The organism is Enterococcus malodoratus, assembly GCF_027659535.1.
Classification (GTDB): Bacteria; Bacillota; Bacilli; order Lactobacillales; family Enterococcaceae; genus Enterococcus_A; species Enterococcus_A malodoratus.
The window spans coordinates 15,129-41,170 of record NZ_JAQDPG010000001.1; the positions used below are offsets into that span (position 1 = coordinate 15,129).

The 26,042-nt window shown below is 40.5% G+C and carries 34 protein-coding genes; 18 read left to right on the forward strand and 16 right to left on the reverse strand.

Annotated elements, in window-relative coordinates; translation table 11 throughout:
• Positions 1-73 precede the first annotated feature (73 nt).
• Positions 74-610, reverse strand: coding sequence for a prolyl-tRNA synthetase associated domain-containing protein (locus PGP85_RS00065; protein WP_010741742.1), 537 nt, complete (start codon positions 608-610; stop codon positions 74-76).
• A 71-nt stretch (positions 611-681) separates the two neighbouring features.
• Positions 682-2,133 (reverse strand): helix-turn-helix domain-containing protein, encoded by a 1,452-nt coding sequence (locus PGP85_RS00070; protein WP_010741743.1) that lies wholly within the window; start codon positions 2,131-2,133, stop codon positions 682-684.
• 557 nt (positions 2,134-2,690) lie between these two features.
• Here PGP85_RS00070 and PGP85_RS00075 point away from each other — a divergent pair.
• Together PGP85_RS00075 and PGP85_RS00080 are read left to right on the forward strand one after the other, a co-directional pair.
• A complete protein-coding gene (locus PGP85_RS00075) occupies positions 2,691-2,945 on the forward strand; it encodes a TfoX/Sxy family DNA transformation protein (protein ID WP_010741744.1) in 255 nt (84 codons plus the stop codon).
• A 69-nt stretch (positions 2,946-3,014) separates the two neighbouring features.
• The gene (locus PGP85_RS00080; protein ID WP_010741745.1) at positions 3,015-3,185 is read left to right on the forward strand and encodes a hypothetical protein; all 171 of its coding nucleotides are present in this window, start codon (positions 3,015-3,017) and stop codon (positions 3,183-3,185) included.
• 34 nt (positions 3,186-3,219) lie between these two features.
• Here PGP85_RS00080 and PGP85_RS00085 read toward each other — a convergent pair whose 3' ends face one another.
• Positions 3,220-3,588 (reverse strand): YccF domain-containing protein, encoded by a 369-nt coding sequence (locus PGP85_RS00085; RefSeq protein ID WP_010741746.1) that lies wholly within the window; start codon positions 3,586-3,588, stop codon positions 3,220-3,222.
• Between the two features lie 123 nt (positions 3,589-3,711).
• On the opposite strand from PGP85_RS00085, the gene PGP85_RS00090 reads away from it, so the two are divergent.
• Both PGP85_RS00090 and PGP85_RS00095 read left to right on the forward strand, forming a co-directional pair.
• Positions 3,712-4,632 (forward strand): alpha/beta fold hydrolase, encoded by a 921-nt coding sequence (locus PGP85_RS00090; protein ID WP_010741747.1) that lies wholly within the window; start codon positions 3,712-3,714, stop codon positions 4,630-4,632.
• Positions 4,633-4,668: 36 nt separating this feature from the next.
• Positions 4,669-5,310 carry a carbonic anhydrase family protein gene (locus PGP85_RS00095; protein WP_010741748.1) on the forward strand — a complete coding sequence of 214 codons (642 nt, stop codon included), beginning with the start codon at positions 4,669-4,671 and terminating at the stop codon, positions 5,308-5,310.
• A 45-nt stretch (positions 5,311-5,355) separates the two neighbouring features.
• On the opposite strand, the gene PGP85_RS00100 is transcribed toward PGP85_RS00095, so the two are convergent.
• Positions 5,356-6,168: a Cof-type HAD-IIB family hydrolase gene (locus PGP85_RS00100; RefSeq protein ID WP_010741749.1), complete on the reverse strand. Its 813-nt coding sequence runs from the start codon at positions 6,166-6,168 to the stop codon at positions 5,356-5,358.
• Between the two features lie 296 nt (positions 6,169-6,464).
• On the opposite strand from PGP85_RS00100, the gene PGP85_RS00105 reads away from it, so the two are divergent.
• The 3 genes from PGP85_RS00105 to PGP85_RS00115 are packed head-to-tail and all read left to right on the forward strand — an operon-like array spanning position 6,465 to position 8,418.
• The gene (locus PGP85_RS00105; RefSeq protein ID WP_270325492.1) at positions 6,465-7,319 is read left to right on the forward strand and encodes a glycosyltransferase family 8 protein; all 855 of its coding nucleotides are present in this window, start codon (positions 6,465-6,467) and stop codon (positions 7,317-7,319) included.
• Complete coding sequence (locus PGP85_RS00110) at positions 7,316-8,200, forward strand: glycosyltransferase family 8 protein (protein ID WP_010741751.1); 885 nt, start codon at positions 7,316-7,318, stop codon at positions 8,198-8,200. Before PGP85_RS00105 ends, PGP85_RS00110 begins: the two co-directional genes overlap by 4 nt.
• A 35-nt stretch (positions 8,201-8,235) precedes the next feature.
• On the forward strand, positions 8,236-8,418 hold the full coding sequence (locus tag PGP85_RS00115; protein WP_010741752.1) for a hypothetical protein: 183 nt from the start codon (positions 8,236-8,238) through the stop codon (positions 8,416-8,418).
• An 80-nt stretch (positions 8,419-8,498) separates the two neighbouring features.
• Here PGP85_RS00115 and PGP85_RS00120 read toward each other — a convergent pair whose 3' ends face one another.
• On the reverse strand, positions 8,499-8,969 hold the full coding sequence (locus PGP85_RS00120) for a MarR family winged helix-turn-helix transcriptional regulator (protein ID WP_010741753.1): 471 nt from the start codon (positions 8,967-8,969) through the stop codon (positions 8,499-8,501).
• Between the two features lie 169 nt (positions 8,970-9,138).
• Between PGP85_RS00120 and PGP85_RS00125 the strand changes: the two genes are divergently transcribed.
• From PGP85_RS00125 to PGP85_RS00145, 5 genes are all read left to right on the forward strand, one after another.
• Positions 9,139-10,023: an acyl-CoA thioester hydrolase/BAAT C-terminal domain-containing protein gene (locus PGP85_RS00125; RefSeq protein WP_010741754.1), complete on the forward strand. Its 885-nt coding sequence runs from the start codon at positions 9,139-9,141 to the stop codon at positions 10,021-10,023.
• A gap of 205 nt (positions 10,024-10,228) precedes the next feature.
• Positions 10,229-11,179 (forward strand): alpha/beta hydrolase, encoded by a 951-nt coding sequence (locus PGP85_RS00130; protein ID WP_010741755.1) that lies wholly within the window; start codon positions 10,229-10,231, stop codon positions 11,177-11,179.
• 228 nt (positions 11,180-11,407) lie between these two features.
• Positions 11,408-11,812 (forward strand): DUF2177 family protein, encoded by a 405-nt coding sequence (locus tag PGP85_RS00135; protein ID WP_010741756.1) that lies wholly within the window; start codon positions 11,408-11,410, stop codon positions 11,810-11,812.
• Positions 11,813-11,818: 6 nt separating this feature from the next.
• A complete protein-coding gene (locus tag PGP85_RS00140) occupies positions 11,819-13,630 on the forward strand; it encodes a DegV family EDD domain-containing protein (RefSeq protein ID WP_010741757.1) in 1,812 nt (603 codons plus the stop codon).
• Positions 13,631-13,632: 2 nt separating this feature from the next.
• The gene (locus PGP85_RS00145; RefSeq protein WP_010741758.1) at positions 13,633-14,403 is read left to right on the forward strand and encodes a DUF1295 domain-containing protein; all 771 of its coding nucleotides are present in this window, start codon (positions 13,633-13,635) and stop codon (positions 14,401-14,403) included.
• A 78-nt stretch (positions 14,404-14,481) separates the two neighbouring features.
• On the opposite strand, the gene PGP85_RS00150 is transcribed toward PGP85_RS00145, so the two are convergent.
• Genes PGP85_RS00150 through PGP85_RS00165 form a run of 4 tightly spaced genes read right to left on the reverse strand, consistent with a single transcriptional unit; the run spans position 14,482 to position 18,097 of the window.
• Positions 14,482-15,213, reverse strand: coding sequence for a winged helix-turn-helix domain-containing protein (locus tag PGP85_RS00150; RefSeq protein ID WP_251864961.1), 732 nt, complete (start codon positions 15,211-15,213; stop codon positions 14,482-14,484).
• Positions 15,214-15,263: 50 nt separating this feature from the next.
• Positions 15,264-15,743, reverse strand: a complete 480-nt coding sequence (locus PGP85_RS00155; RefSeq protein ID WP_270325493.1) for a GNAT family N-acetyltransferase — start codon at positions 15,741-15,743, stop codon at positions 15,264-15,266.
• 5 nt (positions 15,744-15,748) lie between these two features.
• Entirely contained in the window at positions 15,749-17,155 is a 1,407-nt protein-coding gene (dcuC, locus tag PGP85_RS00160; protein ID WP_090402561.1) for a C4-dicarboxylate transporter DcuC, read from the reverse strand.
• A 21-nt stretch (positions 17,156-17,176) separates the two neighbouring features.
• Positions 17,177-18,097 (reverse strand): nucleoside hydrolase, encoded by a 921-nt coding sequence (locus PGP85_RS00165; protein ID WP_270325494.1) that lies wholly within the window; start codon positions 18,095-18,097, stop codon positions 17,177-17,179.
• 269 nt (positions 18,098-18,366) lie between these two features.
• On the opposite strand from PGP85_RS00165, the gene PGP85_RS00170 reads away from it, so the two are divergent.
• Positions 18,367-19,224: a DUF6544 family protein gene (locus PGP85_RS00170; RefSeq protein WP_270325495.1), complete on the forward strand. Its 858-nt coding sequence runs from the start codon at positions 18,367-18,369 to the stop codon at positions 19,222-19,224.
• 80 nt (positions 19,225-19,304) lie between these two features.
• The gene (locus PGP85_RS00175) at positions 19,305-19,817 is read left to right on the forward strand and encodes a hypothetical protein (protein ID WP_270325496.1); all 513 of its coding nucleotides are present in this window, start codon (positions 19,305-19,307) and stop codon (positions 19,815-19,817) included.
• A gap of 88 nt (positions 19,818-19,905) precedes the next feature.
• Here PGP85_RS00175 and PGP85_RS00180 read toward each other — a convergent pair whose 3' ends face one another.
• Entirely contained in the window at positions 19,906-20,313 is a 408-nt protein-coding gene (locus PGP85_RS00180; RefSeq protein WP_270325497.1) for a YjdF family protein, read from the reverse strand.
• 571 nt (positions 20,314-20,884) lie between these two features.
• Here PGP85_RS00180 and spx point away from each other — a divergent pair.
• Both spx and PGP85_RS00190 read left to right on the forward strand, forming a co-directional pair.
• The gene (gene spx, locus PGP85_RS00185; RefSeq protein WP_010741766.1) at positions 20,885-21,310 is read left to right on the forward strand and encodes a transcriptional regulator Spx; all 426 of its coding nucleotides are present in this window, start codon (positions 20,885-20,887) and stop codon (positions 21,308-21,310) included.
• Positions 21,311-21,482: 172 nt separating this feature from the next.
• A complete protein-coding gene (locus PGP85_RS00190) occupies positions 21,483-22,076 on the forward strand; it encodes a hypothetical protein (RefSeq protein WP_270325498.1) in 594 nt (197 codons plus the stop codon).
• 51 nt (positions 22,077-22,127) lie between these two features.
• Here the strand turns inward: PGP85_RS00190 and PGP85_RS00195 are convergent, their stop codons facing one another.
• Both PGP85_RS00195 and PGP85_RS00200 read right to left on the reverse strand, forming a co-directional pair.
• On the reverse strand, positions 22,128-22,760 hold the full coding sequence (locus PGP85_RS00195) for a pentapeptide repeat-containing protein (protein WP_010741768.1): 633 nt from the start codon (positions 22,758-22,760) through the stop codon (positions 22,128-22,130).
• Between the two features lie 71 nt (positions 22,761-22,831).
• Positions 22,832-23,359 (reverse strand): GNAT family N-acetyltransferase, encoded by a 528-nt coding sequence (locus PGP85_RS00200; protein WP_270325499.1) that lies wholly within the window; start codon positions 23,357-23,359, stop codon positions 22,832-22,834.
• Positions 23,360-23,489: 130 nt separating this feature from the next.
• Between PGP85_RS00200 and PGP85_RS00205 the strand changes: the two genes are divergently transcribed.
• On the forward strand, positions 23,490-23,930 hold the full coding sequence (locus tag PGP85_RS00205; protein ID WP_090402545.1) for a MerR family transcriptional regulator: 441 nt from the start codon (positions 23,490-23,492) through the stop codon (positions 23,928-23,930).
• Positions 23,927-24,325 (forward strand): FMN-binding protein, encoded by a 399-nt coding sequence (locus tag PGP85_RS00210; protein WP_270325500.1) that lies wholly within the window; start codon positions 23,927-23,929, stop codon positions 24,323-24,325. The genes PGP85_RS00205 and PGP85_RS00210 overlap by 4 nt, the downstream gene beginning before the upstream one ends.
• A 45-nt stretch (positions 24,326-24,370) precedes the next feature.
• Here the strand turns inward: PGP85_RS00210 and PGP85_RS00215 are convergent, their stop codons facing one another.
• The 4 genes from PGP85_RS00215 to PGP85_RS00230 all read right to left on the reverse strand — a co-directional run bounded on the left by PGP85_RS00215 (position 24,371) and on the right by PGP85_RS00230 (position 25,876).
• Positions 24,371-24,538, reverse strand: a complete 168-nt coding sequence (locus PGP85_RS00215; protein ID WP_010741772.1) for a hypothetical protein — start codon at positions 24,536-24,538, stop codon at positions 24,371-24,373.
• A complete protein-coding gene (locus PGP85_RS00220; RefSeq protein WP_010741773.1) occupies positions 24,535-25,119 on the reverse strand; it encodes a DUF1700 domain-containing protein in 585 nt (194 codons plus the stop codon). The genes PGP85_RS00215 and PGP85_RS00220 overlap by 4 nt, the downstream gene beginning before the upstream one ends.
• Positions 25,116-25,430 carry a PadR family transcriptional regulator gene (locus PGP85_RS00225; RefSeq protein ID WP_010741774.1) on the reverse strand — a complete coding sequence of 105 codons (315 nt, stop codon included), beginning with the start codon at positions 25,428-25,430 and terminating at the stop codon, positions 25,116-25,118. The genes PGP85_RS00220 and PGP85_RS00225 overlap by 4 nt, the downstream gene beginning before the upstream one ends.
• A gap of 77 nt (positions 25,431-25,507) precedes the next feature.
• Positions 25,508-25,876 carry a DUF6713 family protein gene (locus tag PGP85_RS00230; protein WP_270325501.1) on the reverse strand — a complete coding sequence of 123 codons (369 nt, stop codon included), beginning with the start codon at positions 25,874-25,876 and terminating at the stop codon, positions 25,508-25,510.
• Positions 25,877-26,042 lie beyond the last annotated feature (166 nt).

Below are 26,042 nucleotides of genomic sequence, written 5' to 3' on the forward strand. Positions count from 1 at the left end.
TTCCAAATAGCAAGAAACGTCCAAAAAAAGTGTTAGGGGAGGGGGCCCCTAACACTTTTTTCATGTCTTTTGCTTAATCGATAAATACTGCTTCGTGTCCAGTATAGGGCAAAAATTTCTCAAATAAATCGGCCGTCTTTAATTTCATATAGTTCGTTACAGAACCCGAACTGCAGCCATACCATTCGCGTTCAGCGACGGATTTATCAAAGACTAATTGAATCTCATGTTCAGGGTCCTTTAACAGCCCAAAGATTGTTGCGGCTCCCGGGATGACGCCAAGCCGTTCCTTTAGTAAGTCGGCTGAGGCAAACGATACACGAGGGATTTCCATTTTTTTACCAAACTCTTTTGTGACAAATTTGAAATCAGCCGGTGTAATGTACAGATAGAACTTGGTCTTCTTTTGATTACACAAGAAAATCGTTTTTACTACTTCAATTCCTAAACGGTTATCGATGTCGATACAGTCTTCCATCGTTAACGCTTCACCGGTAGCAACTTGATAAAAAGGGATCTCCAACTTTGCTAACGTCTCATAAGTCTTTTCCTCTAACTCAGAACCAAATTCAGCTGGCGGGGTAGTATGCATTTCACTAACGTAAACCATAGCGGCCTCCTCTTTGCTTGTAATAAATACTACGATACCCGTTTTTGCGCAACATCTCAACTGTATTTTGTTTATTTTGACGATTGTGCCAAATCTTTTTTTACAAGCTTTTCAAGAATTGCTTCGATATCGTTGTAGTCGGTATTCGTGATGTTCGAGCGAATAATAACGACCTCTTGACTATCATGTAAAAAATTCTTGCAGGTTGGAGAGGTTCCAATGATCAGCTGGGCATCTCGCGGATTTTCAACAAAAGTTAAATGGTAGCGATTCTTAAAATTCAAATTGATTTTCTCTTTAATAAAAATACTGAAAAGCTCGCTGCTTTCAGAGAAAGCATAGACAGAAATTTCGGGCAGACAATTTTCTAAGGAGAAGAGGGTGACGCAAGTTAAAAATGAATACAGTCGTAATTGTCTGCGATTGTATTCAGGAACGGCTTGTGTGAAGTCCTGCCAAAACGCCTCAAAGCGGCGGAAATAGTAAGGAAATTGAGTTCGTACCTTATGTAAAGCGATGCTGCGGCTAAGCTGTTCGACCATGGGATCGTTCAAGCGGAAGAAAGCCAATGCTGCGTAATGTTGTTTTACTTTTCGAGTTACAAACTTTTGCTCGGGGCCATTCAGCGGCCTGAAATGAATGGAGAAATAATCTATCCAGCGAGAAACAGCTTGATTAAAAAAAAGTTCCCTAGAGCCGTTTTTCGGCTGCAGTTCAAAATCATTCAAGAGCGAACTGTAGATGGCATAAAGAAAGAACCTCCATTCCTTCACATCCCAGGTTTTCAAGAATTCCGGTTTTTTCGGATATTTGAAACGGCCAAGCAATTCCTTTTCAGCGCTATTAAACGCTAGTACGCCTTTTTTACTAAGTGATTGATTCGTGATCAATAGCCAAAAACTGAGCATTTCCAAATTAGTTGGATTGTTCATAAGTTTTAAGTAGTCTTCTATTTGTTGAGCCAGCAGAAAATAATTGTCCGTATTGATCCAATCTATTTGCGCGAATTGATGGTACAGGCCGCGAACAAATATATAGTAGAAACGGCGAATATCAACTTCGCGTCCCTTTAAACTAATTTTGGCCGAACAGGAAATATACAGATCATAATCTGAAAGCTCTTGATTGATTTCTTTGATTTTACGTCGTAATTTTGATTCGCTGATATTATTGTCCATGCAAAACTGAATCGCAGAAATTTTCCGTTTTGCTAAAATCGAGCGGATTATTTCACAGGCGAGGTCATGCTGGTACAAATAGCTTGTCAAGGATTGGAGATTTGTCGAGAAACGGTCCAATTGGATGCCGCGACCATTATTCATACGAAGTTTCAACGAATAGTCTTTTCCTGTATAAAGATCGTCAATAATTGCTTGTAATTCCTTGCAATTCACACGAATCGTACCAAGACTGGCGTAACCAATTTGTTCCTGTAATTCCTTCAAAGAAATGGGCATTTGTAAGCCATCTAAAATCTCAATGATTTGAATCTTTAGCACCGTGTTTCTATCCATTCCTAGCATGAATAATTCCTCCCATTCTTATTTAATAAAAAATAACCACACTGACTTATATAATAGATTAGAATATCATTTAATACAAATAATAACCTAATAAATGGTAAAAAATAAAGCTTTTACCTAAAAAAAGCATAAAAAGCGCCTCTTTTTAAAAATTACCTATGTTATATTTTACTTTTCAAATCTAGATAAAGATTTTGAAAAGAAATTTCCGATAAAAATGATACTTTTTTTTATATATGACGAAATCTGTTCGAAATGAGATTAATGAGAAAAAGCTAATTTTTCAGCTATTCATTGTGATAATAGTTAAATAGGGTGGAAGGCGTTAAAGGATGGATCAAATGAATGAAAAAGATTGAAATAGGTGAAAGAATGAGCTACATAAAAAGCTTTCTTAAATAAATTGAAAAAAATGGTTTATTTAGTGATTTATATCACTTGATTGTTGATCTTCCTGCTCTTTTTATTCAACAAAAAAGGAATTCTCCGCAAATTTTAATGAAAGCGGTCGTTTCCTCTTTCATTCTAAGGTATAATATATCTAAAAGGAGACGGCAATGAGAATCTCAGAAATGAAAAATATTGGTGTGGTAAATGAAGAAAAATTGGCACAAGTAGGGGTCGTTACGCCAGAGGAGCTGCGAGAACTTGGGACAGAGGCAGCTTTTTTGAAAATCCGCCATTTGGTGGATGACGGGGCATGCTTGCATTTGTTATATGGTTTAGAAGGAGCGATTCAAGACATCCCTAAACGTGAATTGACGGAACGGCGAAAAGCGGAGCTGCGTTCATTTTTCAAACAATTGGATTAGAGTTGTTTGACTTTGCTTGCTGACAAATTTTTTTCACGTTACACTACATACAAAAAGGAGAGTGGCTTTTTGTATCTAATGGCATTAGTAGTATTTATTATTTTGGTGGGCGCCTATAATATTTTTATCAATCTTGCCCGTCGCAAGAAGAAAAATGTGACGCCGCTAATGGTGAATATCCAAGTAACGTTGAATTTAGTACTGATTGTCGCAGGTTTGCTTTACTTGATTTTTGGATAGAAAAAAGAGGAAGACAGCAGTCATTCCTCTTTTTTTAACGAATTGAAACAATCTGAGCACCAAACGGCATTAATGCCAGACGAGCAAGCTTCAAGGATTGCGCGGCAAACGGAATACCGACAATCGTGATGCAGAGTAAGACGGCGCTTGCTAAATGACCAAGTGCTAACGGTACACCAGAGACAATCAACCAAATAATATTGACAATGAAATTTACACCCGTTGTATGGTAGACGACATCTTTGCCGAACGGGGCAAAACTTAGACTGGCAAATTTGAAACACTGCAAACCGATTGGGATGCCGATGATTGTGATACACCATAAGATTCCCGCAAGACACCAAGTCAATCCGCCAATCAGGCCGCCAAAGATGAACCAGATGATATTACCTAAGCAAGACATATTTCATCCCTCCCATTTACTAATAGTGTACCATCTTTTTATAAATACACATCCAACTTAGGATGGATTTACATAGCGAAGAACGATTTACATAAAAACTTTTTTAGAAAGGGGTCTATTCGATTGAAGAAATTTGAAATTCTTTCTGTTGATCAAAATACAGTATTGAGAGGCTATCATTGGCCTTGCGAGAACCCGTGGGCGGTTCTGCAAGTGACTCACGGTATGGCAGAACACCTATTACGATACGAGGGACTTGCCGATTATTTAAATAAGCAAAAAATTGCGGTGATTGGCCATGATCATCTAGGCCATGGTGCTTCTGTCCAAGAAAATCCGCAGGGCTATTTTCATGATGAAAGAACAAAACATGGACTGGTTCAAGATTTGTATCAAGTAACAAAATGGGGAAAGACCGCTTATCCTGATCTGCCATTCTTCATTTTAGGTCATAGCATGGGATCATTTGTCTTGCGCAATTATTTATACGAGTACGGTGAGGCGATCGATGGCGCTATTTTAGTTGGAACCGGGCAGCAGCCTGTTTGGCTGACCCGTTTCGGTCAACAAGCAGCAAAAATACTAAGCAAAATTCAAGGAGAGAAGCACCCCAGCAAGCTGATCGACCAATTGGCTTTCGGCAATATGAATCGCAAGATCAGCAATAAACGAACCGATAAAGATTGGCTGAGCAGCTTAACTGAAGAAGTCGATGCTTATTTAGCAGATCCGAACTGCGGATTTCTCTTTACGTTAAGCGGCTATCATGAGCTTTTTTCATTGATCATCCGCTCTCAGCAACCGGAATTACTACAGAAGGTACCTAAAAATTTGCCTTTACTATTTTTGTCTGGCAAGGAAGATCCAGTCGGTGAATTTGGTAAAGGGGTGATGAAAGCGGCGAAATCTTATCAAGCTGCTGGAGTAAAAAAAGTGACGATTCAACTCTACGAAAATGCGCGGCATGAGCTGCTGAATGAAACCCAAAAACTTACAGTTTTTCATGATATTTGCAAATGGATGGAAAATATTTCTGGAAAATGATATCATTGTAAAAATTTTAGGTAATTGAGGGATCATATGAAAGCAGAATTTTTGATTGATTATTGCCACCAAGGTGATTGGGAACCGCAAGGCGGACAACGCCAATCACCCATTGATATCCAAACATCTCAAACTGAAACCAATGATACTCTTGCAAATATAGAAGTAAATTTTTCGGAAACAACGGCTACTTTTTTTAATAATGGACAAAACCTGCAACTACTAGCTGCCGGACAAGCTAGCTTTAACAACCGCTTGTTTAATTTTGTCCAAATGCATTTTCACGCGGATTCAGAGCACCGCTTAAATGGGGCGATTTTTCCGTTAGAAGGACATTTTCTTTTTCAATCACCCAGCGGACAGCTGGGAGTGATCGGCGTGTTTTATCAGGTGGGAGAGTTTAACCCCGATTTCGAACACGTGCTGAATCAATATGATCAAGGAAAGGGAGAGGGAAACTTCTCCGTTGAGGGATTGATTCCAAAAGACAAAAGCTATTATCACTATATAGGTTCTTTGACGACGCCTCCGCTGACAGAAGGGGTCGAATGGTATGTGATGCAAACTGTTTTGGAAGTATCGGCAGAGCAGGTTCTGCGTTTTATTGCTATTCATGGGAGAAATAGTCGGAAATGTCAGTTGATAAATGACCGAAAGGTATTAAGCTATAAAGAATAAAGTCGTTGCCGGATTGACTTCTGGCAACGACTTTTTTGTTAAAAATTAAGCGAGATATTCTTTAAGGATGAAGGCAACGCCGGATTCTTCGTTTGATTTTGTCAGCTGATCGGCAATTTTCTTTACAGCCGGTGCGGCATTTTCCATTGCGATACTGTTTCCGCTGAGTGTAAGCATTTCTAAATCGTTCTCCTGGTCGCCAAAAGCTAAAACGTCTGATAGCTCTATCGATAAATGGCTAGTTAAAAAGTTTAGTGCCGCGCCTTTATTGACTCCTTCAGCCATGACCTCCAGCCAATATTTATCAGAGTAGGAGCTATTGATTTGCTTTCTTTCCAGCTGTGCGCGCAATTTGACTAACTTACTAGTATCTTTGTCTGTAAAAGCCAGCTTGAAATAGCTGATCGCTTCTTTTTCAAGCTCTTCCCACAGGTCGTCTGCTTTTGATTCTTTTAGATTGAATTGCGCATAGTAGGGACTGTTGACTTCGTTTTTATCCTGTGCGAAGGAAATTCGGTCATCTTGGGTCGCACGGCTGGCTACGACCGTGACCTCTGTTTTCATTGCAAGGGAAAGTGCAGTTTTCACTGTATCTGGCAGGATCGTATAGCTTTTCAAGACTTCTTTGATTTCGCCATTTTCGATTTTCGCAACATAGGCGCCATTAGAAGCTAAGGTATAACCGCTAAGATTCAGTGTTTCGAAAACTTCCTTCGCCGATTGGATAGACCGTCCAGTCGCTAGAGCAACCGTGCCTCCTTGACGATCAAATTCTTTTAATGCCCAAGCATTTTCTTCAGAAACACGACCTTCTTTATTTAACAAGGTACCATCAAGATCTACTGCTACCAATTTCATCTATATCCGTCCTTTTTTATTCGTCTACTATAAGGGTAGTTCAATTTTCAGAAAATGAACAATCAAACGCTCATGTGATTACAAGTTCAAACTTAAAGCAATAAACAATATGAAAACTTTATAAAAAATTAACAAATAGCGAAAAACCTTCAAATGATGGGAGTTTTTACTATTTTTTTGAGTAAATAATAAGGCTCACAAAGCATTAATTTTGCTAAATCACTGCGAGGGGACTAAGCTATATTTTGAAACATGTGTTATTAAAATAAAAAATATTAGATAGGAGTGAAGGTTATATGTTCTCGAAAATTGAGGAAATTCCCGTGGTCACAGCAGCTGATGAAAATTATGCTCCTTATCTGAGTGTGATGATCTCAACATTGCTGGACAGAACTTCAAGGAAAACCCCGATACGCTTCATTATTATTGACGATGATCTTTCGGTCCAAAGTAAGGAGAAATTAATCCAAACAGCGCACAAGCATTCTGATTCCGCTGTTATTCAATTCGTAAAAGTCGATGAGGAGGTATATGAGGACTTTCTTGTAAGCGACCATATTACGACGACTGCATATTTCAGAATTTCAATGCCGAAGATCTTGGCTAAAAAGAATTATCGAAAGATTCTATATATTGATTCAGACACGTTGATCCTCGACGATATTCAAAAACTTTATCAACAGGATTTAGCTGGAAAAACGATTGGAGCGATCATTGATCCTGGACAAACAGAAGCCTTAGAGAGGCTAGGCGTCGAGTCCGATGACTATTACTTCAATTCTGGGGTCATGGTAATCGATGTCGAACGTTGGAATCAGCAGCAAATCACTGAAAAGACGATTGATTATTTGAAAAATAATGGCGATAAAATCATTTATCACGACCAAGATGCCTTGAACGCAGTACTTTATGAACAGTGGCACCCGTTCCATCCTAGGTGGAACATGCAATCATCGCTGATCTTTGATAAGCATCCCGCACCAACACAGCAATATGAGGAGCTGTATAAAGCGGGGCGGAAAGACCCGGCAGTTGTCCATTTTACAGGACATGATAAGCCTTGGAATACGTTAGAAGGGCATCCTTATCAAAAATTGTATATGGATTTACTAAACGACAGTATTTTTATGAAGACGGTGAATGTAAAATGAAAAAAGAAAAAATTACGGTAGTATCAAGTTGCAACGACGCATTTGCTGAACATGTATCCGCACTTTTTGTTTCGGTTTTAGAAAATACGGATCATTCAACAGCAATCTTTGATTTTTATGTGATTGACGATGAAATCAGTATTGCGAACAAACGCTTGATGAGAGAAACGATCAATGAATATGCGGCAACACTGCACTTTTTAACGATCGATAAAAAATATTTTGCCGATGCGGTAGAAAGCGACCGCATCCCAGAAACGGCCTATTATCGCATTGCGATCCCGGAATTATTCAGAGATCAGGATCTTGAAAGAATTCTTTACTTAGACTGTGACATGATCGCCTTGGCGGATATTTCTGAGTTGTGGCGAATTGATTTGAGCGAGTATGTTTTGGCGGCGGTAGAAGATGCCGGTTTCCATCAACGCTTGGAGAAAATGGATATCGCATGTGCGTCAACGAAGTATTTCAACTCTGGCTTTATGCTGATCAATATGAAAAAATGGCTGGACGAGGACGTTACCAATCGAGTATTGCGTTTTATCCATGATAATCCTGAAAAACTAAAATTCCACGATCAGGATGCCTTGAATGCGATTTTGCATGATCAATGGCTGCAGCTTCATCCTAAATGGAATGCGCAAAGTTATATCATGAAGCGAGAAGTGGAGCATCCAGATCCTGAAGGTGAAAAAGAATATTTCGAAACCCGCCGAGATCCTAAGATCATCCACTACTCAGGCCATATCAAACCATGGAGTCCCGAGTTCACCTCATCGATAAAAAAATACTATGAAGAATATGAAGAGATGACCGCCTTCACCGATGATGATGAGGAAAAAGGCTCCGCAAAATTATCATCAACCCAAAAGTTAGGCTAATCGATTTTTAGAAAACCAATTAAGGAGTGTATTCAATGAAATCTATGATAAAAAGCAAGTGGGATCAACCTAAAGGGCATTTCCACCCGCAACGCAAAACGAACAAAAAGAATGAGCCGCAAAAAAACAGTGCGGTTCGCTCACTGATGTTCAAGATTCTATCAGTCTTTGTGATTGGTTTTATCACGAAGAAAATCAATAATCGAAAAAATAAATAATTACTTAGCTGCTGCTAGTTGAAGCAGCACAAAAGCCTTAGGGATTCAGTGTCCTTAAGGCTTTTTTTGTGTGAAAAATTTTATGGACGGCCCCACCGATCTCTGGGGCGATGTCTGACTTGCGGTTCAAGCTCATTGATCAATTTCGTTAGAATATGGTCAAACTGCTCCTTTTCTTCATGAGTCAAAGCTTCTAGTACCACGGGTTGGAAATCATCGCTCTGCTGGGCCGCGATCTTTCCGCGAGGAGTCAAATGAATGTTCATCACCCGCTTGTCTTCCAATGATTTCTCTCGAGTAATGTATTCTTTCTTCTCCAATTTACGAATCATCTCAGAGGCAGACTGCGGACGCATATCTAAGCGGCTGACTAGATCCTTTTGGGAAATGGTTCCGTGTTCGCGAATAATAGATAAAATTTGTCCCTGACCACGATTTCGATTTTCAAATTTGAAAGGACCACGAGAATTCTCCCGGAAAAATTGCATGAATAGACTGCTTAATTCAAAATATTTTTGGGTCACAGTCAAGTTTAGTTCTTTTTCATCCATTGAGTTATAACTCCTATTCATCTAATAGAAAAAATGGTTTAGCATGTCACCCATCATTTTATCAGGTTACCGAAATAAATTAAAGATTTTCCTTTATGGGCCATCGCTTTTGAAAATGGATAGATGGTATGATAATAAAAAAGCGTTTTTAAATGAGGTGGGAAGCAAGATGACCAGTGATAAACAGGTGCAGGTGCAAAAAGTGGGTAAGGGTTTATTGCAAGGATACTATTTAAAAAATAGAATAAGGAACTCGGCAGGAGCGATCCTTGTTTTTGGCGGTTCAGAAGGCGGCTGCAATTATCAAAAAGCCGAGTGGTTGGCTCACCAAGGCTATGAGGTCTTAGCGCTTTATCTTTTTGGCAAACCGTATCTGCCGGATGAATTGAAAAAAGTCCCGTTAGAAATTTTCGAAGCAGCTTTGTCTTTTATTCGCGAGTCATTTAGCTGTTCGACGTCCATTACGGTTATAGGAGAGTCAAAAGGGGCGGAATTCTCATTGCTGCTGGCGAGTAAATATAGTGATTCCATTGATAAAGTTGTTGGTATTGTCCCAAGCAGTTTCGTGTTTTACGGTTTGGGAGAAATGGATAATGAGGTCTCATCGTGGACGCAAGCAGGTGTGGAAATTCCGTATATTTCATTAGCGGCCATTCGAAAAGGTGTTCACTTGGCGACAATCAAACCTTTCTTGCGCTATTTTTATGGCACGTTACGAAAAAAGCCGATCGCTTTTCGGACGCTTTACCAAGCCTGTGTACAATTGAGTGATCACGGAGAGGAAGCTCGCATTAAGGTAGAAAATTTTCAGGGAGACGTTTTATTGATTGCCGGGAAAGAAGATCAGCTTTGGCATTCAGATAAAATGGCGATGGAGATAGCTGAACATAGAGGACAGTTAAGAACAAAGGTGATCATTTATGAAAAAGCCGGCCATTCAATTGGCGGACCGTATCAAACGAGTCAGCTTATTCTTGGTGGCAATGAGGAACAGAGTAAACGGTGCTACGAGCCCATGATGCAGGCAATTCAGTCATTTTGTCAAAATAGTTAATAAAAAGTTTGTCCTATCGATTGCCGGTAGGACTTTTTTTGCAAGAAAAGTCGAATTAAGGTGTAAAGTGAAAGCCGAATTTTTGACAGAAAGTTCCTTCTCTTCATACAATGTGACCAACGTGAAACGCAGTAACCGTTTTCCGTTGCGTATTTCTCAGAAACATTTTTTGCTAAAAATATTGGACTATGAGGAGGAAGAAACAATGACAGAAAGAATTTCATTAGAACAAGCAGCGATTGAATTTAGTGAGGCAAATGCCCCGCACCCGAGAATATATGAACTGCCGCCTGAAGAAGGCCGGGCTTTGCTGGAGCAGGTACAGGAATCGCCTGTGGCAAAGCTGGCGGTTCAGATAGAAGATCAAACAATCAGTACGGGCCAATGGGGCGAGATCAATGTTCGATTTATCCGTCCTGAGGGAGCTGTTGGACCTTTACCCGTCATTTTCTATATTCACGGGGCCGGCTGGGTCTTCGGCAGCGCAAAAACACATGACAAGCTGGTTCGCGAGTTAGCCGTTCGAACCAATTCGATCGTTGTTTTTCCAGAATACAGCCGTTCGCCGGAAGCGAAATACCCTACCGCCATTGAACAGAATTTTGCGATTTTGCAGCAGCTGCCGAATTTAGCAGCGGAGAAAAACATGGATATTGACCGTTTGACTGTGTCCGGTGATTCAGTCGGTGGAAACATGGCGACAGTCATGACGATCATGACAAAACAGCGCGGCGGCGTTCCCATCAAACAGCAGGTTTTATACTATCCAGTGACCGATGCAAACTTTGAGACCGATTCTTACAATCAGTTTGCGGAAGATTACTTCTTGACCAAAGAAGGGATGCAATGGTTCTGGGATCAATACACGAAGGATAGAGGCGAACGGGCAGAAATCACCGCTTCACCGCTCCGAGCATCACTTGAGGAGTTGTCTGGATTGCCGCCAGCTATGATTTTAAACGGCGAGGCAGATGTCTTAAGAGACGAAGGTGAGGCCTACGCTAGAAGATTACGCGAAGCGGGCGTAGAAGTGGCTCAAGTTCGTTTTCAAGGGATGATTCATGACTTCGTAATGGTCAATTCGCTGGATCAAACCAACGCGGCACGCGCGGCGATGACCTTATCGACTGAGTGGATCAAGCAAAAAAATAAATAATACAGCCTAAACTCCTTTCATTAATTTGGAAGGAGTTCTTTTATCGTCTATTTTTTTCTTTTAAACGACTTTATTGATTGAGTCTTTGTCTATATAGGTTTTCAGCACTATATGGGGAGTGGCGGCGAGCTCTCCAATCCGGATTTTTCTGGATATATTTCCTTCATGGTAAGCTGATTTTATCAATTGATAAAAATACAATTGAGCGTTTAGTTTGGGGGAATAAGAATGATTTCATGGGTAAAAATATTTGGTGTTGCGGCGGTCTCATTTTTAGCATTGGATGCTTTTTGGTTATTGATTATCGCTAGAAAAATGTATCAGCAATATTTAGGAAATTTAATGGGGCAGACTAAGTTTGCACCTGCAGCAATTTTTTATGTACTTTATTTGATTGGACTGCTCTTTTTCGTAATTAATCCAGCTTTGGAAAAAAGCAGTTTGTTTTATGCGATTGCGGCTGGCGGATTTTTAGGACTGTTGTGTTATGGAACGTACGATCTGACCAATTTGGCAACTATTGGGAAATGGCCGGTTTTTGTGACGGTAGTGGATCTAATTTGGGGAACATTTGTAACTGCGGCAGTATCCGGGATCACGGTATTCGTCGCGCAGCATTTCAATTGGAGGTAGGCCGTTATGGAGATGAGTCAGCAAACGCAGCGAATTGATCCGAAAGAATTGCTTTTTGCTTTTCAGCAAGGAGCAATTCAATTAATCAATCAAAAGCAATTATTAAATCAGATCAATGTCTTTCCCGTATCGGATGGCGACACGGGCAGTAATCTGGCTTCTCTGATGCAAACGATTTTGGAAGAGACAACAGAAGAAAGTCATTCTGTCGTGGAGGTTTTTGAAAAAGTAGCAGATGCTTCTTTATTGGGTGCACGAGGAAATTCCGGGATCATCTTTGCCCAATATTTCAATGGCATTTACAATCATCTACTGCAGCTGGAGGAAAAAGGCTCCGTTCAAAGTTTTATCGAAAGTGTTAAATCGGCCATCAATGAAGCCTACCAAGCAATCGAACAACCCGTCGAAGGAACGATTATCACAGTGATTCGTTCGTGGGCGGAAGCGTTGGATGATAGTGAGCAATTATTTAGTTTAGAACTTTTGCTGCCTAATGCGTTAGACAAGGCCAAATTAGCTCTAGAAAATACGACCAATCAATTAAAAGTTTTAAAAAAGAATCAGGTCGTTGATGCCGGAGCAAAAGGGTTCTATTTATTTATTGAAGGCTTTACCGAAGCCTTTGTAACCAAACGAACGGCGCTTCATTTAGTCCAAGATTCTGCGGAGTCTGTCAAAATCGAACGATCGGAACAGGAGCATATCCATACAACAGAACCAACTTACCGTTATTGCACGGAGATTTTGCTTGATCAAGTAGCCCTGTCAAAAAGTGAGCTTCAGCAGAAATTACGACCATTTGGCGATTCGCTGATTGTTGCTGTCAATCGAGGAAAAGCCCGTATTCATATCCATTCGAATCAACCGGATGAAGTTTTAAAGTATTTGAGCGGTGTCGGACAACCGATCCAGCAAAAAGCGGATGATATGCTGCTGCAATACCAAGTGAATAAACAGCGAAAAGCGTCGATTGCTTTAGTGACTGACTCGATCGCAGATATTCCAGCAGACTATTTATTGGAAAATCAAATTCACGTATTACCGATGAATATTTTAATGGGGGATACCAGCTATATTGATAAAATCACCTTGCAAACCAAGCAATTTTTCGATTTAGACCGGCAAACGGATGGACGTGCGACCAGCTCGCAGCCCACGCTAAAAACAGTCGAAAATCTGTTTTCATTTCTGGAGACACGTTACGAAGCGATCCTAGTGATCACAGTAGCGGGAAAACTGAGCGGGACCTATTATACGGTCAAAGAAGCGGCGAAACGCAACCGTACGATCCCAATCGAGGTTATTGATTCCAGACAAAATTCAGCGGCGCAAGGTTTATTGGTCATGAACGCGAATGAATGGATTCAAGCAGGGGTACCCTTTACGGAAATCGCATCGCGCGTTGTCGAAAAACGCGAGCAACTGAAAATTTTGGTCAGTGTCGATGATTTAGATCCGATGATTCAATCCGGACGAATCCCGCAGTTTGTCGGCAAAGTCGCTAAGCGGGTTAATTTGAAACCAATCGTCAGTCTGGATGACTTTGGTGAAGGAAAATTAAGTAATTTCGCATTCAGCCGCAGCGGAAATGAAAAGAAAATCTTCCGCGAGCTATCGAAGGTGAACGAACAGCATACAATCAAACGGTACGTAATCATTCATGCCAATAATGAGGAAAAAGCCAAATTGTGGGGCAGAAAACTGCGCGAACAATTAGCGCTGTCACCAAGCTATATCACGGATAGTTCGACCGTGATCGCGATGAGTGCGGGCGCTGGCAGTGTTGCAGTGGCTTACGAATTGGAAGGAGAGGAGTAGCAATGATCGTTTGGACAATTTTATTACTACTATTTGTGTATTTCACAGCGCTATTCTTTCTCGCGCAAAAGCTTCATAATAATTCCATCGTAGATATGGCTTGGGGGCTCGGTTTTGTGATCGTTGCAGTCACCGGCTATCTCTTGATGCCGGAGAAAACGATGGCGGCAACCTTCGTTTTGCTTCTCGTGACTATTTGGGGACTTAGATTATTTTTCCATTTAGCGAAACGAAATATCGGCAAGCCCGAGGACTATCGTTACGTCAATATGCGAAAACGCTGGGGCAACCATTTTGCGAAATTGAAGGCCTATCTGAATGTCTTTGTTTTACAAGGTGTGCTTCTGAGTATCGTTGCGTTGCCGATTTTCTTTGTTACCACCGGGTCGGAAAAAGCGTTCCACTGGTGGAACTGGCTAGGCGTGATCGTGTGGCTGGTCGGCTTTGGTTTTGAAACGATTGGCGATTATCAGCTGACAGTCTTTAAACGACAGGCTGAAAAAGGCGAGCTGTTAACAACTGGGTTATGGTCGTTGACCAGACATCCGAATTATTTCGGTGAAGCATTGAGCTGGTGGGGGATCTTTTTGATCAGCTTGAATGAAATGCGAAATTTTTGGGGCATCATCGGTCCGATCGTGATCACATTATTGCTGCTATTTGTTTCGGGCGTACCATTATTAGAAAAGAAGAACAAAGAAAAGCCCGGTTATCGCTCATACGCGAAGCAAACACCGAAGTTTGTGCCCTTTATTGGGAAAAAGGGACTGTAGTTTTAGCTTCATGAATGAAAATAGTAAAAACGGTAATCGGATTTCTAGTTAGAAACCCGATTACCGTTTTTTGTTACATTAATGATTTGTCTGATATCTAACCAATGAGGTTCTAAAAAAGCCCTCGGCAATATAATACTTATTTTGCGCCAAGATTTTGCCATTAGTTGAATAGAGGTCCTCAGTCATTAAAACCAGCTTTTCTCCTTCAGCAAAGTTTCGTCTAAAACTATCTGGTTTTCTGGAAGAGATACTGATCGTCAGCTTTGAGTTAGCAACTTCATGATAAATATCCTTCTCTAAAAACTGAATGATCTGCTGCTTGTCCTCCAAATCCAAATTGAATTTTTCGACTGTTTCAGGCAGTAAAATAGAGAAAATATTCGCGATGTTTAAATCATCATCCATTTGATACCAAACATTCAAGGTGAAGTAGGAAATGTCCTTCACTTCAAACAGTTTATCGGTAAAAACGCTGCTGGGATTTTTAAAATAATAGGCATCTTTTTGCGAAATTTGTTCGATTGGAACCGTCAAGCTATCTAGAATCGGACAGCCTAACGAACGAATTCCTTGATCGCTTTTTTGTGTTTCTGAAAGATTAACAAAATGCCCTTGTCCGTGAACACTGCTGATCACGCCATCTTCTTTTAACAAAGATAGAGCGGTTCGAAGTGTCACCCGGCTGACGTTAAAATCATTAGTCAGTTTTTCTTCTGAAGGCAATTTGGAACCTGGCGCAAACTGGGATCGTTTGATCATCAGTAAAATTTGATTATAAACTTGCACATATTTTGGCGTACGATGCATCTTTTTCACCATTCCTCGTAAATAAATATAGTTGCATTGTAACACAATCCTTATTTACATATTCTTATCGGATAAGTAAATTCCAGAAAGTTCCCGAATTGTTCACGGCCGGGCATGCGATATTTTCTACTTGGAATAAAATTCAAGCTAGTCAGCAGATGCTGCATGGGGCTATTAGAATTATTTGTACTTATTTTTAATTGATCTACTTGTTTTTCGCTTTCGGCCTGCTGAATAATATCTGTTAAAATGAAGCGGGCGATGCCACTTCGCTGATAATGCGAACTGACAACTAAGCGTTGAATAAATGCCGTGTGGTCAGTCTTTTGAACAGTTACACAGGCTTCGCAATGACTTCCATAAACCCATAATTGTTTTTTCTCAATGTCTTGCAAAATGACGTTCTTATTAGGATATGAGTCATCCCATTGGTTGATTCCCTGCGCATTCATTTGCTGTTTTCCGTCATTGATAAGAGCCAGAATAGTTGCTGCCTCATTGCTAGTCGCGATCCTTTTAATATGAAACATTTCTTCTATTGAAATAGAATCAGCGATAAGACTAAGGATAGCACGACACCGAAAATCATTGGAACCGAAGTTCTGCGAACAATTTGCATAGGAGACAGCTTGGTCGTTCCAGCCACAATTAAGATAACTGCTGCGACAGGAGAGACGGCCCGCAATAAATTACCAGAAAGCTGCATTGGAATCGATAAAGCGATCGGATCAATCCCCGCGGCTTTGGAAAGCGGAATCATTAATGGAATCATCGCAAATAATAAAGCTGTTCCACTTCCGCTAAGCAAGACGATCACGGCTGTAAAGGCGACCATAATAACTGGTAGAAGAATTCCCGCGCCGCTGATGTTTTCCATTGTCTTTTGAACCAATTCGATAATTCCAATCGATGTAAGACCTTGTACAAATACCTGAGCAGAGACTAAAAGAGCAACAATACTCATCACACCGCCCATGCCATCAAAGAAGTAGCTAGTTTCTTTGAGAACAGAATTTACTGAACGGCGAGTCATGAATTCAACGAGTACAGCGATGATAAAGCTGATTAGGCTGACTACTTGAACACTGATATTTAGCGTAGTGCCCAGAACGATATTTAAGACAAAGACGATCAGTAATAGAATGATCGGCAGCAAAGGCAAGATGCCGTAGACAAAGGCTTGAATACCAGAATAAGAAGTTTGCGTATCCACTTTTGTTTCAGCAGGATCGTTTGCTGCGATTTCTTCTGCATAACTCAAGGTTTCTTTTTGTTTCGTATCTTCACGCTTCTGCCAGAAATAATGAACGAGCGCGATAGCTAGCAAGGTAGGGATCGAAACGATCGCGTGACTTTTAAAAACATAGTCGGTCACGTTGATATTTAATAATGAAGCAATGGCGACATTATCAGATCCTAAAGGTGTAGGGACGATCGTAGCGGATGTTCCGATAATCGCCGCCGCACTTAGGCGCGACATTCCCGCTGTACGTAGAACAGGATAAAGTGTTGCTAACAAAATAATTGCTAAATTAGAAGCACTTGGAATTACTAAGGATAATAAATTCCCAATCAAGAAAACGATCGGAATTAAAATGTAAATCGATTTTATTTTGGCGATTGGTTTCGTCAAAGCTTGTACTGTTACTTTGTTCGCACCGATGTGATTCATGTAGGCACTGTAACCGCCTAAGATCAGAATGACAAAACCGGGGCCAACCAAAGTATTCGTAAATTGATCAACGATTACTTGGAAGGGATCAAGTAAAAGCGCGCCAGTTGTTTCGCTTATTTCAAGTTTTCTTCCCATTAATAGGGCGATATACATCAAGACAACACCCAAAATCAGCAAAGTCATCTTTATATCATTTTTCTTTAACAGCATATAAACCAAAATTCCAACTGCCAATATACCAACAACACAGGTCAATACAACGTTCATCTTTTTTCATCCACACTTTCTTTACAAAGTTTTTGCAATTGACTCTACAAACCATTTTTCAAACTGCTCGGGATCTACGCTGATAGCTACCTCAGCGTTCGCCGGCAGCTTCAAGTATCCTTTAAGATCGATTAGTGACGCGCCGGCGGTCAAATCTCCGGTTGTTTCTATCTCAACTCTGGTATTTACGATTTCGAACATTTCTGGGTTTAGAACTAAACCGATTGCTAGGGCATCATACATACTTAAGCCTGTCGCGAAACTGCCGCCGCGATATTTTGAGAATAGCTGGTAGAACATATCGCCGATTTTACCAAGCTCTTTAATTTTTTCAGAGACTTCAGGCATGACTTTCACTTGTCGGCCGACTTCCATAGGAGCGACCTGAATAGCGAGACCGCTATCAAAAACCATCTTGGCAGCTTCAGGATCGGCGGCGAAGTTGAATTCTGATAAAACGCCATAATTGCCTCTGCCTAAACTACCGCCCATAACAACGATCTGTTCAATTTTTTCCAAATCTTGCGGGTATAAATGAATAAACAAGGCGATATCCGTCAATGGACCAATCCCGATTAGAGTTGTTTTGCCTTCAGTTTGATTGACCACTTCATGCATAGCGGCTACAGCGGTTAACGATTGCTCGGTGGAAATCGTTGGTTCTGGGAATGAATAGCCGTCCATCCCAGTCTTTCCATGAACTTCGCTGGCGTTGATCGATTTTCTTAGAAGTGGGCGACGGCTTCCTAGAACAACACGAGGAGCTTTTCCATAAAGCGTTAACAATTTTTCCGTATTTGCTTTTGTATTTTCTAAACTAACGTTGCCGAAGATCGGGCAGATCAGCTTGACGTCAAGCTGTTCACTAAAAAGTGCCAAAGCAATGGCGACGGCATCATCGATTCCTGGGTCGGTACTAATAATTACTGATTTTTTATTCATAGCATTCACTCTTTCTTTGTTAGATTGAAACGTTTCCAAAGAAATAATACAACATAGTATCTTTTAAGTCAACGTTGTATTAAAAATAAAACAACGTTGACTATTAATGGATTTATTAGAATGCGAATTTGGCTGTTGTTCTTATCGATAAAAATGGTTTTAGTTCGCAGAGGGATGGTGAACTAAGCCCTTGGGCGGATGGTTATCTTCACGATTTCATGTATAGTAAGGTTGAACCACAAACCGATTCGTGAAGGGAAGGATGAAAAATGCTTTTTTTATGGTGTCTGATTATTGTTTTAGCATTGCTAATCATTTATCTTTTTCTGCCAGGCGGTCCTGCTTGGAAAAACTATCTCGCGGATGTCGAAAATTCCTTTCAACACGAGCAGACTGCTGAGAAAACGCAAACGATTACGGAAGAAGCAATCACAGAAATACCGCAATTATTGAAAAAATATTTAAGGAAAAACGGTTATGTCAATCAACCGATGATGCGCAATATGTACGTCCGTTTTGCAAATACGAAGTTTAGGATGGCGGCGGATAAAGCTCCGATAGCGATTAATTTTTGCCAAGTAAATTTTGTTAATCGACCGGATCGCTACGCTTTTTTGAAGGCCCGGATGTTTGGTTTACCTGTTCAGGTCAGAGACAGTGTTCAGGATGGCCGCGGGGCGATGATCGGTGTAATTGCCAAACACTTCCAATTGTTTCACTCAACTGGACCTGAGCTGGATCAGGGGCAATTGATCACAGCTTTGGCCGATGCCGTTTTTATGCCGAGTTTGTTTTTACAAGACTATGTCGCATGGCGCACGTTGGATGATCGTACGATTGAGGGAACGATTACTTGGAATGCTGTGAGTGCCAAGGGTCGTTTTACTTTTGATGATTCAGGAGATGTCATTCGTTTTGATACTGAGGATCGCTATATGGATGAAAACGGAAAAGGCACGTCCTTGGTTCCCTGGTTTGTCCTTTACGAAAATTACGAAAGCGATCAAGCGTATCGCAGACCCGGATGTGTCAGCGTCAATTGGAAGCTGCCTCAAGGAATCGATAATTATTTTGTGAGTGATAAGATTACAGTGAACTATTCCGTTGATTTAGAGGATATAAAATAAGTGATAATACCGATCCCGCTAATCATGTATACTGAGTTTATAAATTGAAAGCAAAACTATAATAGTGGAGGGTGGAATTCATGAAAACGAAAAAGCAAAAAGAGCTGGTGGCGTCATTTTTGGTAACGCTAGGAGATGATGATCAGTCCTTGTTCCGTGAGATCATTCTTTATTTATCCGAGCTTGGTTATCATCCGAAAAAAGAGCGGTCGCAACTCTCATTCAAACATGCCTTGCATAATAAGCAGATAGTAAAAATGGGAGTCAGAGGCAAGAAAGAACCAGCCCCCTTTTTCGCTTTAAGGTTTTCTGCCTGCAAAGGGTATTCCCAAAGATTTGCGGAGGTTGTCAGATCCTCTATCATCAAATTCCCTAGCAGAGGTTCCAAATGCATGAGTGGAGACTGTGACTATTGTGCCGGTGAGCCGGATACACACATTTATACATACGCATTTTCTGACGGGGAAAAGAAAACGCATTGCGGCGCCTATTCACTTGAGATACCAAGTATCGCCGCTGAGGATTTAGAGGAGATAAAAAAACTCATTAAAGAAGAGCATGAGTATTTATTAAAACACGAAGCTAGTGCATAATGGCAATACTCATTGTCGACAAAAAAATACAGCCGCGGCTGTATTTTTTTGTTTGGTTTCATGAACGAAATTCATTCACGAAACAGTTTTAATGTCCTTTATGCTTTTCACGTTTCTTGGCTTGCTTCTGCTGAAAACGAGCTTCGGCATAGTCGGCTTTTTTTTGACGCTTTTGCGCTTTGTTCGCCGTTTTTGCCTGTTCACGTAATTCACTGATCGCAAGCTGGGCTTTCGTGGAAACGACCGGCTGCCGTTTTTCACGATTGATCAATCGCTGGATACGCTTCGGATTCATTTTCTTTTCAGATTTTCGCTCCGCAGCGACAGTACCGGATTGTTCCAATAAACGCGGCAAACAATTGGCAATGAATTCTAAAACATCCGCATCTTTTGGTTCAGCCCCAAAAACATAACGGATCACTTGGTAATGGCCGTCGGATTCAGCTTCCACCAAGCCACACCAAAAACTGCCATCGAAGTAAATCGTCAACTTCATGATGACACCTCCCTTGAATTTTATTTCAAGCAATGGACAACCCGGGAGGGCAGGTTACTGACATTTTCATGCGGCGGACTACCAACCGCCATGTGTTTTTGTGCTTGATTTAAGTGTACTATTTCTAATCAGAAAATCAATGGCAACCTGTGCGAAGGGGATAGTGGTTGATCAGGGTGATTTTTTGAAGTTGAGAAGCGGAAAGTGTTCAATAATATCCTGCCTAAAGCAGTTCATAATTATTACTGAAAAAGATAAAAAATATCAGATAATCATATTTTTACTTCTCGGAGAAATAATTGAGTCAATAATGGATTGTATATATTTGCTTGTTATAAGTTCCCTCAATATGAATAGTTTTTCGGCTTAAACAAAGGGTTTTGGAGGTTTTTAAGGCTCTGTTTAAAACTTCCATCGTTATAAAAATGAAGTATTTCACTACATTTTAAATGCTATTTTTTAATACTTTTTAAAAATTAGATTAACAAGGGATGATAAGTGCTGTATCGTAATATGTGTAGATAACAGAACGTATTTAAAAAAATGAATTTGTAGAAGGGTGATTATTAAAATGATTAAATTATATGGTTCGGCTAGTTGTAATTCGTGCAGGAAAGCGAAAGCATGGTTGGAAGAACAAGGGCTGACATTTGAAGAAAGAAATATTATTACTGATCCGTTAACGAAAAGAGAACTGAAAGAAATTCTTGCTTTGACTGAAACAGGTACGGAAGAAATCATCGCGACACGTTCAAAAGTTTATAACAAATTTTCTTTTGATTTCAATGATTTGTCTTTCAATGAGTTGGTAGAAGTGATTCAAGAGAACCCTAGTTTGTTAAAACGTCCGATCGTAATGAATGAAACTAAGTTACAAATCGGATTTAATGAAGATGAGATTCATCAATTTATTCCGCGTGAAGTCCGCAAGTTAAATTCGAAGCGCATGACAGAAACTTTGTTTTATATGGATTTGGAAAATCAAAGATTCGCTTAAAATAAGCGGATATCACTTGGAGCAACGTAGTCAAAAGGGATGAGTAATATTGAATAGTCGGCTGCACCACCACCTGTAACCGATGCGTTACGAGTGGTGGTGTCTTTTTTCACTAGCATTTCATCGCTGGAAATTGGGAGAGGAATTCTGGTGTTTGTGCTGAAAGGGGCTTATGGATGACATGACGACGGATTTTGAACAGAGAGCAATTGAGATCATGGTGCAGGCAGGAATCAGCAGGGCGCACATCCAGCTGCAAAAGAAAAATGTTTTTCAAGCTGCATCGGTAGAGAATTATTATGACAAAGTAGAGGACAGCGAGAAGCTCTGCGAAAACATTCCTGTAGAGAAAATTCTTGCGATAAAAACAACTTGGCCCATCGAAGGGAAATCCGTTTATGATCTCTTTATGGGGAGAGTGAATGAGGAAATAGATGCTGAAAAGATCAATCAAAGTTTGAAATCACTAGAAGAAAATGGTTTGGCGTTTCAACAAGCCTTTTATTCTGGGGAGTTTGATCCGCCAATTAACTTTAATTACTATAAAGCAGATGATTGTTATATTCTTCAGCAAGAGGGGCTTCATCGAACAATCGCGGCGAAGATGTTTAACGCTCCGGAAATGTCAGGTCTGGTTACCTCATACGAGCTGAATGAGGAAAAAAAGAAGCAATATGACGATTATATTTCGTTGAAGGAAATCTTGCGTTTAACAGATATCAAAGGCTTGACCCTTGATTTATTTCAAGATAAAAAGGACAAATAAAAGACAACTGCCTCCGTCTAGCGCAATAGAGGCAGTTGTCTTTTTGTGTAACTACATATATCCCTCAGCTTCTTTTCTAGTTAGCCAGAAATGAATGCCGCCCGTGGAATCGGCCCAGCGATTGGGATTAAAATTTTCAGCAACCACATATTCACCCGTCCGATAAATAAAATCACTGTCTACATAAGACACCGCTTCATCGTAAGGCTCGTTCGTATACATATCCTTAATAGACAGGACCTTCGCTTTATCGCAGCGGCAGCAAGAATTGGTCGCGGAAGTTCTGCGAGCATCGGCCGGAATTAATAACTGAACGATCCGGAAATCAAAACACTTTTTATACCCGATAAAAGGACCTTCAGCAGGACAATAAAGATCGAAAAACTTTGTCCGATCATCATGAATAATATCTGTTAAATCGGCGTGCTCCAGCATAGCAAAAAATAAATTCGCCCCAGAAATATCAGCCCCGCGCAAACTGCATCCTTGAAAATCGGTTCCTTGTAAAGACGCATCCCTCAAAATGGCCTCAGAAAAATCACAATCAATACATAGGCAGTTGCTTAAGTTCGCACCGGTCAGATCCGCATTGGAAAAATCTACATGTTCAAAGGTCATGTCATGAAAATTGGCCTGTTGCAGCTTGCGAAATGAGTAATCATGCTCTTTTAGTGTGGCAGTCACGGGAATCCCGTCCTTTCTCAAAGGTCTTTTCTATTATCATTTTAGCATTCTAAAGTCGAAGAAACTATCGCTTATAAATTGATCCAATAAACTTGCACCATTTTTCCATCGACATGGGTAAATTCTCTTTCTAAAGTACCGCCGTTTTTCTGAATCATTTGGGCTGAAGGGCTATTTTCTTTGTAGCAGGCGACCATTGCTTTTTCTAACCCAAGCGTTTGACAATAGGCTAATCCCAGACGCAAGATTTCTGTCGCGTATCCTTTTCGCCGCTCGGATGGACGTACGCCGCAGCCGATGTGACCGCCAAACGCTTGTAAAAAGTCGTTCAATTCATGGCGAATATCGATCGTACCAAGGATTTTTTGATCGCTTTTGCGAATAGCCAGCAGAGTAGTGGAGACTACCCAATCGGAACTTACTGTGGTTTTGTCAGATTGTTTGGCTAAATGCTCTAACCAGGCATCGTAGGATTCCATTTCTATAAGCAGCGAAGAACCGTGTAAAAAGTTTTCGCCATTGGAAAAATGTTCCTCTATGTAGTCAAGAACAGCCGCTTCATGTTTTTTGGCGGGATGGACCAATTGAATTGTTTCCATGAGTTTCTCCTTTTTAATCACTAAGTCTCTTATTGCTAGTGTAGCATGATTGACTTGAATGAAATAGCATAAAAACAGCTTGACCTTCACCTGAAGTTGAATGTTAGGATAATGAAAAGGAGGCGATGAGATGTGGACGATTAAGGAGTTTTCTCAATTGACCGGCGTTTCTCCAGTGGCGTTGCGCTATTATGACAAAGAAAAGATTTTACCCTCTAAACGTTTAGCGAATGGGTATCGTTCGTATGATCAAACGGATTTATTGATAGTAAAAAATTTGGTGGTATTAAAATATGCGGGTTTTTCATTAGAAGACATCAAAACGATGACCTCTTTGTATCACGAGCCGGAAGGGCAGGCGTGCAACGATCAAGCAAATGAAGTGTTAACGCGCAATTTGCAGGAAATGAAGGAGCGGATCAAGCTGTTCAATCAGATTATCGAAGTCGTTGAAGGGATCATGCCACTGTTTGAAAATCACGAATTGTATAAGCTAAATCAGAGCGAACTTAATCAAAGTATTGATCAGATTTTTGATCAAATTTCGACAGGAAAAGGGACGATCACATGAAGAAGAAGGTGAAAATCATGCTGCTGATTGGGTTGGTAGTCTTCGTTTTATTAGGCGGGTACAGGCTGTTTTATTATCAACGGGTTCTGAATTATAAACAGGCTGTTCAGGCGATTCATTTCACGGAACCTGATTTGACTGAGGTGGAAGATGGCGAGTATATTGGTGAGCACGATGTGGATTTTATTCGTGCTAAGGTGAAGGTCAGTGTAAAGGATCAACGTTTCACAGCAATCAAAATGCTAGAGCATTATAATGATCGTGGGGAAAAAGCGGATGCTCTACCAGAAAAAATGCTGGAGCAGCAAAAGATTTCGGTCGATGCCGTTTCGGGGGCCACAAACTCGAGCAAGGTGATTCAAAAAGCAGTTGAAAAAGCATTGATAAAAGAGTAAAAAAGATCGAATCCTTCTCGTTTAAGACAAGAGGATTCGATCTTTTTAGTCATCAATATAAAAGCCGACGACGTTGTACCAATGTCGGTCGTCGTAACTTGTGCGATAGCGGTCAGCAGAGAAGCCTGATAAGGCATAGCCTAACATCATCAAGATAACACCACAACCAATCAGATAGGTAGCGACTTTTGGTAATAAAAGTTTGGATTTCATACCTGGACCACCTTTCTTTGGAAAATGTTTCTGCGAATGATACGCATCAAGCTGCGATGCATGTTCATGAAGACTGCGCTGAATTTATAGGTCAGCCACATGCACAAAAGACCGAAGCCGAATAGGAACATTCCCGCACCAAGTTGTGTTACACCCATAAAGAATGAATCGAATAGGACAAATGGACTGGTGAATGCCGCAGCAACACCGCCAATAATTGTACCGCCAGCCAAACATGCTCCTGTAAATGGAATACACCAGATTACGATATCGATACTCAACAAAACGAGGAAGGCGGCTAGTGCCAAACTACCCCATAACGGGAATCCAAGAACTAAAAGGCTGATCCATAGCCAGTTAAAGCGCCGAGGAACCTTTACTTCCGTTGGGATGCCCGCAGCTTCATAAGCCAGCTGCTTAGGGTCCCCTAATTTTTTGACGGCCGCTCTTTCAGAATAGCCATCCTCCATCAAGTCTAAAATCATTTCATCATAATATTCAATCAAGCGATGGACTTCGCTAGGTCTGACTTCATAGGCTAAATAATTGCTTAACTCCTTGATAAACTCCACTCGATTCATTCTTCAACACTCCTTCTGATATAATTGTGAACCGCTTCTACATCGTTCCATTCTTGTAAAAATTTCTGAATACTGGCAAATCCTAAATCTGTTAAGTGGTAGTATTTTCGCAAGCGACCATTGTGGACTTTCGAATAGGTAGCCACCTTCTTATTTGTCTCTAACCGTTTTAAGATCGGGTAAAGCGTTGATTCGGTAATCGCGATACGTGGATGGATTTCTTTGACGATTTGATAGCCATAGGAGTCAACATCTACTAGCGAGGCCAATACACAATACTCAATCAAACCCTTTTTCAATTGACTATCCATCAACAACACCTCTTTATACGTTATACTATACATTACATAGTATAGAGGAACTATAGGACTTTAGGCCTATTTTCAAATTAATTAAATAAAATCAGCAAGACCAAATGAAGCCCAGCGATTATCCCAGCAGAATAAATTATCAACAAAGAAATAAAACCGGTAAGCTGATTATTCGGATGTTTTCTAAACAGGAAATGTAGAACCAAATGACCGATCAAAAAAATATCAATTACATAAAAGAGGGCTGTATTCGCGGACAGAAGCAGGAAAAATAAAAGGGCATACAGAAGAATATGAGGCAGAGTGAAGACCCAATAAGCCGTTTGTTCAGGCAAGTTTCTTATGCCAATGAACAGCATCCATTCTTTATGACGGACGGCATCCATTTCATGAGTCAGTAATAGCGCCAATTCGATAGCGAAAAGCAGGGTTAAAAAGATATTCATGGATTTCTCCTTTTTATTAATGGTGTGCCTCCTTTCATTTTAGAGGACATGGTGCATGTTGAAAAGGGTGTACGGGTTAAAATAGAATGTCGCAGGAAATAAAAAATCTCCTTTTAATTGATGGTAAACTATAAATAGAAGGAATTTAATCATGCCGATTATTTTA

Bases quoted from the DNA above. Each gene is read 5' to 3' on its own strand.
- PGP85_RS00215 (WP_010741772.1), bottom strand. From the start codon at position 24,538: ATGAAATCCAAACTTTTATTACCAAAAGTCGCTACCTATCTGATTGGT.
- PGP85_RS00105 (WP_270325492.1), top strand. From the start codon at position 6,465: ATGTTCTCGAAAATTGAGGAAATTCCCGTGGTCACAGCAGCTGATGAA.
- PGP85_RS00075 (WP_010741744.1), top strand. From the start codon at position 2,691: ATGAGAATCTCAGAAATGAAAAATATTGGTGTGGTAAATGAAGAAAAA.
- PGP85_RS00115 (WP_010741752.1), top strand. From the start codon at position 8,236: ATGAAATCTATGATAAAAAGCAAGTGGGATCAACCTAAAGGGCATTTC.
- PGP85_RS00140 (WP_010741757.1), top strand. From the start codon at position 11,819: ATGGAGATGAGTCAGCAAACGCAGCGAATTGATCCGAAAGAATTGCTT.
- PGP85_RS00125 (WP_010741754.1), top strand. From the start codon at position 9,139: ATGACCAGTGATAAACAGGTGCAGGTGCAAAAAGTGGGTAAGGGTTTA.
- PGP85_RS00145 (WP_010741758.1), top strand. From the start codon at position 13,633: ATGATCGTTTGGACAATTTTATTACTACTATTTGTGTATTTCACAGCG.
- PGP85_RS00100 (WP_010741749.1), bottom strand. From the start codon at position 6,168: ATGAAATTGGTAGCAGTAGATCTTGATGGTACCTTGTTAAATAAAGAA.
- PGP85_RS00225 (WP_010741774.1), bottom strand. From the start codon at position 25,430: ATGGATAGTCAATTGAAAAAGGGTTTGATTGAGTATTGTGTATTGGCC.
- spx (WP_010741766.1), top strand. From the start codon at position 20,885: ATGATTAAATTATATGGTTCGGCTAGTTGTAATTCGTGCAGGAAAGCG.
- PGP85_RS00190 (WP_270325498.1), top strand. From the start codon at position 21,483: ATGGATGACATGACGACGGATTTTGAACAGAGAGCAATTGAGATCATG.
- dcuC (WP_090402561.1), bottom strand. From the start codon at position 17,155: ATGAACGTTGTATTGACCTGTGTTGTTGGTATATTGGCAGTTGGAATT.
- PGP85_RS00150 (WP_251864961.1), bottom strand. From the start codon at position 15,213: ATGCATCGTACGCCAAAATATGTGCAAGTTTATAATCAAATTTTACTG.
- PGP85_RS00065 (WP_010741742.1), bottom strand. From the start codon at position 610: ATGGTTTACGTTAGTGAAATGCATACTACCCCGCCAGCTGAATTTGGT.
- PGP85_RS00170 (WP_270325495.1), top strand. From the start codon at position 18,367: ATGCTTTTTTTATGGTGTCTGATTATTGTTTTAGCATTGCTAATCATT.
- PGP85_RS00180 (WP_270325497.1), bottom strand. From the start codon at position 20,313: ATGAAGTTGACGATTTACTTCGATGGCAGTTTTTGGTGTGGCTTGGTG.
- PGP85_RS00085 (WP_010741746.1), bottom strand. From the start codon at position 3,588: ATGTCTTGCTTAGGTAATATCATCTGGTTCATCTTTGGCGGCCTGATT.
- PGP85_RS00070 (WP_010741743.1), bottom strand. From the start codon at position 2,133: ATGCTAGGAATGGATAGAAACACGGTGCTAAAGATTCAAATCATTGAG.
- PGP85_RS00205 (WP_090402545.1), top strand. From the start codon at position 23,490: ATGTGGACGATTAAGGAGTTTTCTCAATTGACCGGCGTTTCTCCAGTG.
- PGP85_RS00095 (WP_010741748.1), top strand. From the start codon at position 4,669: ATGAAAGCAGAATTTTTGATTGATTATTGCCACCAAGGTGATTGGGAA.
- PGP85_RS00120 (WP_010741753.1), bottom strand. From the start codon at position 8,969: ATGGATGAAAAAGAACTAAACTTGACTGTGACCCAAAAATATTTTGAA.
- PGP85_RS00210 (WP_270325500.1), top strand. From the start codon at position 23,927: ATGAAGAAGAAGGTGAAAATCATGCTGCTGATTGGGTTGGTAGTCTTC.
- PGP85_RS00200 (WP_270325499.1), bottom strand. From the start codon at position 23,359: ATGGAAACAATTCAATTGGTCCATCCCGCCAAAAAACATGAAGCGGCT.
- PGP85_RS00175 (WP_270325496.1), top strand. From the start codon at position 19,305: ATGAAAACGAAAAAGCAAAAAGAGCTGGTGGCGTCATTTTTGGTAACG.
- PGP85_RS00110 (WP_010741751.1), top strand. From the start codon at position 7,316: ATGAAAAAAGAAAAAATTACGGTAGTATCAAGTTGCAACGACGCATTT.
- PGP85_RS00155 (WP_270325493.1), bottom strand. From the start codon at position 15,743: ATGTTTCATATTAAAAGGATCGCGACTAGCAATGAGGCAGCAACTATT.
- PGP85_RS00165 (WP_270325494.1), bottom strand. From the start codon at position 18,097: ATGAATAAAAAATCAGTAATTATTAGTACCGACCCAGGAATCGATGAT.
- PGP85_RS00230 (WP_270325501.1), bottom strand. From the start codon at position 25,876: ATGAATATCTTTTTAACCCTGCTTTTCGCTATCGAATTGGCGCTATTA.
- PGP85_RS00130 (WP_010741755.1), top strand. From the start codon at position 10,229: ATGACAGAAAGAATTTCATTAGAACAAGCAGCGATTGAATTTAGTGAG.
- PGP85_RS00135 (WP_010741756.1), top strand. From the start codon at position 11,408: ATGATTTCATGGGTAAAAATATTTGGTGTTGCGGCGGTCTCATTTTTA.
- PGP85_RS00220 (WP_010741773.1), bottom strand. From the start codon at position 25,119: ATGAATCGAGTGGAGTTTATCAAGGAGTTAAGCAATTATTTAGCCTAT.